This is a genomic window from Noviherbaspirillum sp., assembly GCF_035944575.1.
In the GTDB taxonomy this organism is placed as follows: domain Bacteria; phylum Pseudomonadota; class Gammaproteobacteria; order Burkholderiales; family Burkholderiaceae_D; genus Noviherbaspirillum.
The window spans coordinates 1-4,348 of the sequence record NZ_DASZBA010000181.1; the positions used below are offsets into that span (position 1 = coordinate 1).

Below are 4,348 nucleotides of genomic sequence, written 5' to 3' on the forward strand. Positions count from 1 at the left end.
AAGAACACCGGCCCCGGCGATGATGTCTTGATCAGGATGGCGATGATAAGGAACAGGGGAGCCAGTAGCACCAACGCAACGATGGCGAAAACCTTGTCGAACAGATCCTTTACCAGACCGTTCATGCCGCTGGAAACAGGCTGGTTCAAGTCCACCGCCGGGAAGCCGAGGAAGTCACCCATCTTGTTGCTCAACATTTGCAGGCCGAGCAGGTCGGGCACCCAGCGGATATCGACGAGCGCATTGCGCAGCAAATACTGCAGCTCCTGCAGCTTGGGTGAAGCCATCAACGGAAGAGTGATCCAGATTTCGTGAATCTGATTGGCAACGACAAAGCTTGGGATTTCCTCAAGGGAATTGAGGCGGACGATCGACGGGTCCTTGATCTTTTCGATATCGCCTGGATCACCGTGTACCGCTTTCACGTCGTAACCGGCCCAATCCTGGATCAGTGAGCGTTTATGCATCTCCTGGCCGGTGCTGCCGTAGCCGACGATGACGACGCGTTTCGCGTTCAAGCCCCTGCGGCGCAGATGGCGCAAGGTGAAGTACACGCCGATGCGATATACCACGAGGAAGACGACGCCGGTGCCATACCAGTAGAACATCCACAGGCGCGACACCGCACCGACGTGGTTGATCAGGAAGCCGAAGAACAGGCCGATCAGGAGGACGATGCCCCAGGATGCGGCGACGCGCAGGAACATTTCCGGCATGGCTCGGCCACGCCATGAGGCGTACAGCTCAAGTTGTGCGAACAGGACGAAGGCGAGGGCGCTGCAGAAGTGCAGGAGCACCGTATGCACCGGTGCGGTGGTGCTCAGCGGCGCACCCCAATGCAGCCAGCTGGCGAGAGCGCCGGCGATTTCCAGAACCAGCACGTCCATCAGACGCATCGATAGTTCCAGCCGGGAAGAATTTCGGATAATCAGGTCGCGCATGTTGCCTCTGGTGTTATTGGTTGCAACAATTCCGAATCGTTTGTCACGAATCCGGTGAAGATCGATCCGGCCTTTTGGGCAGGATCGGTATTACGGTAAAAATCGCGGTTGCAGTTGCATGCCATATGCAAGGAATGCCTTTTCAAAGTTGCTTGATTGCCGCCATCGAAAGTTGCGTTGATGGTCTTATCGGGTATTACCTTTTAAGCAATGGTAATCATTCGTAGCAGTCCGAAACTGCAAACTGGGGCTTGCTTGCGGGCGGTCAAAGCGCCCATTGCCAGAGGTCAAAGTTCCGCTTGCGGCGACGCAAAATCGTTGTTTTCACGTGCGTTTTTATGTCCTGCGGATGACATGCGCGATAGAGAAAACCGCTTTGGATTCACGTCGTCGCGGGCGCGAATGCATTAACCAAGTGAGCAAAAAATCCATGTTTCGTTCCCCAGGTTTCACTACGACAATTCATGCGCTATCATGCGCAGCATGAATCCCGATGACTCCGCTTCACCCACCGCTTACGACTTGCTAGGTGGCGACACCAAACTGCGAGAACTGGTCGATCGTTTCTATGACCTGATGGACCTCGAACCCGAATTCGCCGGTATCCGCGCACTGCACCCGACACCTCTCGACAGCTCCCGCGACAAGCTCTACTGGTTCCTGTCCGGCTGGATGGGCGGACCCGGCATGTATATCGAACGGTTCGGCCATCCGCGTCTGCGTGCACGCCATCTTCCCTATGCCATCGCTTCAAGCGAACGCGATCAATGGCTGCGGTGCATGGCGTGGGCCATGCAGGACGTCGGCGTCGAGGAATCACTGCAGCTGCGCCTGATGCAATCGTTTTATGAAACCGCCGACTGGATGCGGAACCGGGCGGGCTGACACAGTGCCGGACCCCGTCCGCAGAGTCGCCTGCGCGGCCAGGCGACCCACCATTAAGTTTCATCTAAGCACGACGCTTTACTCTCACGTATCACTTTCCCGTTCATGACCACGATCGACATTCTTCTTCTCGCCCTGCTTGCCGCGATTCTCGTGCTGCAATTGATCGCGCTGTTCATGTCCAGGCGATCAGACACAGGCGCGACCGCTTCGCCGGAGCTCGCGCAATTGCGCGATGACGTGCAGCGCCATCAGCAGCAGACCGCCGAGCGCATCGAACGTGAATTGCGCAGCGAGGTCCAGACCAGCGCCCAGCGCATGCGGCAGGAATTGAACGGCAGCCTGGCCCAGTTCCAGCAAACACTGGCGACCCAGATGACCGGCATCGCCACGCTGCAGAACAGCCAGATCGATTCCTTCGCCCAGCAGTTGGCGAAGTTGAGCGAGATGAATGCGCAGCAGCTTGATGCGATGCGGCGTGCAATCACCCTGCAGGCACAGGCGGGCAGGGAAGAACAGGCGGGCGCGCTGAAGCGTTTCGGCGATACGCTCAACCAGTCGCTGACCGTACTGACCGAATCGAACGCGCAGCGCATGTCGGAAGTCCGTGCAACGCTGGAATCGAAAATCCGCGATCTGCAAACCGACAACGGCACGCGCTTGGAGGAGATGCGCAGGACCGTCGATGAAAAGCTGCACGCGACGCTGGAGCAGCGCCTCGGCGAATCGTTCAAGCTGGTGTCGGATCGACTGGACAAGGTGCATCAGGGCCTGGGGGAAATGCAGCAGCTGGCCATCGGCGTCGGCGATTTGAAGCGGGTGCTGACCAATGTAAAGACCCGCGGCACCTGGGGCGAGGTACAGCTTGAAATGCTGCTTGAACAATTGCTGACACCAGATCAGTACGGAAAGAACGTGGAAACCATTCCGGGCAGCAATGAGCGGGTGGAATTCGCGGTCAAGCTTCCGGGGCAGGAGGAAGGTCAGAAGCCGGTATGGATGCCAATCGATGCCAAGTTTCCGAAGGAGCAGTACGAGCGCCTGACCGAAGCGGCGGAGCTGGCCGATGCCGAAGGCGTATTCGCGGCCGGCCGCGAACTGGAGCGGGCGGTACGACTGGAAGCGCGCACCATCGCTGAAAAATACCTGTCACCGCCGCTGACCACCGACTTCGCGATCATGTTCCTGCCGACCGAAGGCCTGTATGCGGAAGTGATCCGGCGGCCAGGCCTGGCGGATGAACTGCAACGGGTATGCCGGATCTGCATTGCAGGGCCTTCGACGCTGTCAGCGCTGCTGAACAGTTTGCAGATGGGATTCCGAACGCTGGCGCTGGAAAAGCGGTCGTCCGATGTGTGGCAAGTGCTGGGCGCGGTGAAAACCGAGTTCGGCAAATTCGGCGATGTACTGGCGGCAACCAAGAATTCCCTTGAGCGCGCAGCGAAGAACATTGAGCAAGCTGAAACCCGCAGTCGCCAGATGGCGCGTAAACTGAAGTCGGTGGAAGCATTGCCGACGGAATCGGCACAACGGTTGCTTGGTCCCGAAGTATTGCAGGTCGAGGACGAAAGCCTGGACGGCTGAGAGCCTGTTCAAAAATTTGTGCGGGTGCCGATAGCAGGCCTGCGATATTCGCCGTAATCATTCCCGCGCCAGGATTGCGTCGCCCTGAACGATCGTTGGGCGCGGGCGCGAACGGGCTCCGGATGTTTCGACCGCACAACTTTTTCGTTCTTACTGACATGATATGGAAATAGCCTTACTGTTTGGCCTGATTCTTCTTAACGGTGCATTTGCGATGTCGGAGATCGCGCTGATTACCGCCCGCCGCGTGCGCCTGCAAAAGCTGGCGGAGGCGGGTGACGGAGCGGCCGTGGCGGCAATGAAGCTGGGGGAGGATCCGAACCAGTTTTTGTCGACCGTGCAGATCGGCATTACATCGATCGGTATCCTGAACGGTATCGTCGGCGAGGCGACTTTGGCCGCGCCGTTCAGCATCTGGCTACAGTCGGTTGGGCTTGAGGAGCCGTGGGCGGGCTACGTCGCAACCGGCCTGGTCGTTGTCAGCATTACGTATTTTTCGATCGTGCTCGGCGAATTGGTGCCCAAGCGGCTCGGCCAGATCAGCCCGGAACCGATCGCCCGCCTGGTGGCCCGGCCCATGCTCTGGCTGGCCACCATTTCCAAGCCCTTCGTCAAGTTCCTGTCCGGTTCGACGCAACTGGTGTTGCGCAGCGTCGGCGCGTCGGAGCGCAGCGATCCCGGTGTGACGCAGGAGGAAATCAACCTGATGCTGGCCGAGGGCTCCGAGTCGGGCGCCATCGAGCAGCACGAGCATCAGATGGTCCGCAACGTATTTCGTCTCGACGACCGGCAGATCGCATCGCTGATGGTGCCGCGTGGCGAGATCGTGTACTTCGATGTGGAAGATACCCTCGAAAACAATCTCAGGCGCCTGGAGCAGAGTCATCATTCCCGTTTTCCGGTGGTGCGCGGTGGCTGGAGCGACGTACTGGGGGTGG

At 58.8% G+C, this 4,348-nt stretch carries 4 protein-coding genes; 3 read left to right on the plus strand and 1 reads right to left on the minus strand.

Going from position 1 to position 4,348, the window contains the following annotated elements; translation table 11 throughout:
- The coding region (locus VGU61_RS13565; RefSeq protein WP_326859677.1) for an undecaprenyl-phosphate glucose phosphotransferase at nucleotides 1-941 on the minus strand (941 nt) is incomplete at its 3' end.
- A gap of 474 nt (nucleotides 942-1,415) precedes the next feature.
- Between VGU61_RS13565 and VGU61_RS13570 the strand changes: the two genes are divergently transcribed.
- The 3 genes from VGU61_RS13570 to VGU61_RS13580 form a co-directional block, all read left to right on the plus strand.
- The gene (locus VGU61_RS13570) at nucleotides 1,416-1,826 is read left to right on the plus strand and encodes a group II truncated hemoglobin (RefSeq protein ID WP_326859678.1); all 411 of its coding nucleotides are present in this window, start codon (nucleotides 1,416-1,418) and stop codon (nucleotides 1,824-1,826) included.
- 105 nt (nucleotides 1,827-1,931) lie between these two features.
- Nucleotides 1,932-3,410 (plus strand): DNA recombination protein RmuC, encoded by a 1,479-nt coding sequence (gene rmuC, locus VGU61_RS13575; protein WP_326859679.1) that lies wholly within the window; start codon nucleotides 1,932-1,934, stop codon nucleotides 3,408-3,410.
- 163 nt (nucleotides 3,411-3,573) lie between these two features.
- Nucleotides 3,574-4,348, plus strand: a 775-nt coding sequence (locus VGU61_RS13580) for a hemolysin family protein (RefSeq protein ID WP_326859680.1), incomplete at its 3' end; no start/stop codon positions are given.

Coding starts and splice junctions, on each gene's coding strand:
- VGU61_RS13570 (WP_326859678.1), top strand. CDS start 1,416: ATGCGCAGCATGAATCCCGATGACTCCGCTTCACCCACCGCTTACGAC.
- rmuC (WP_326859679.1), top strand. CDS start 1,932: ATGACCACGATCGACATTCTTCTTCTCGCCCTGCTTGCCGCGATTCTC.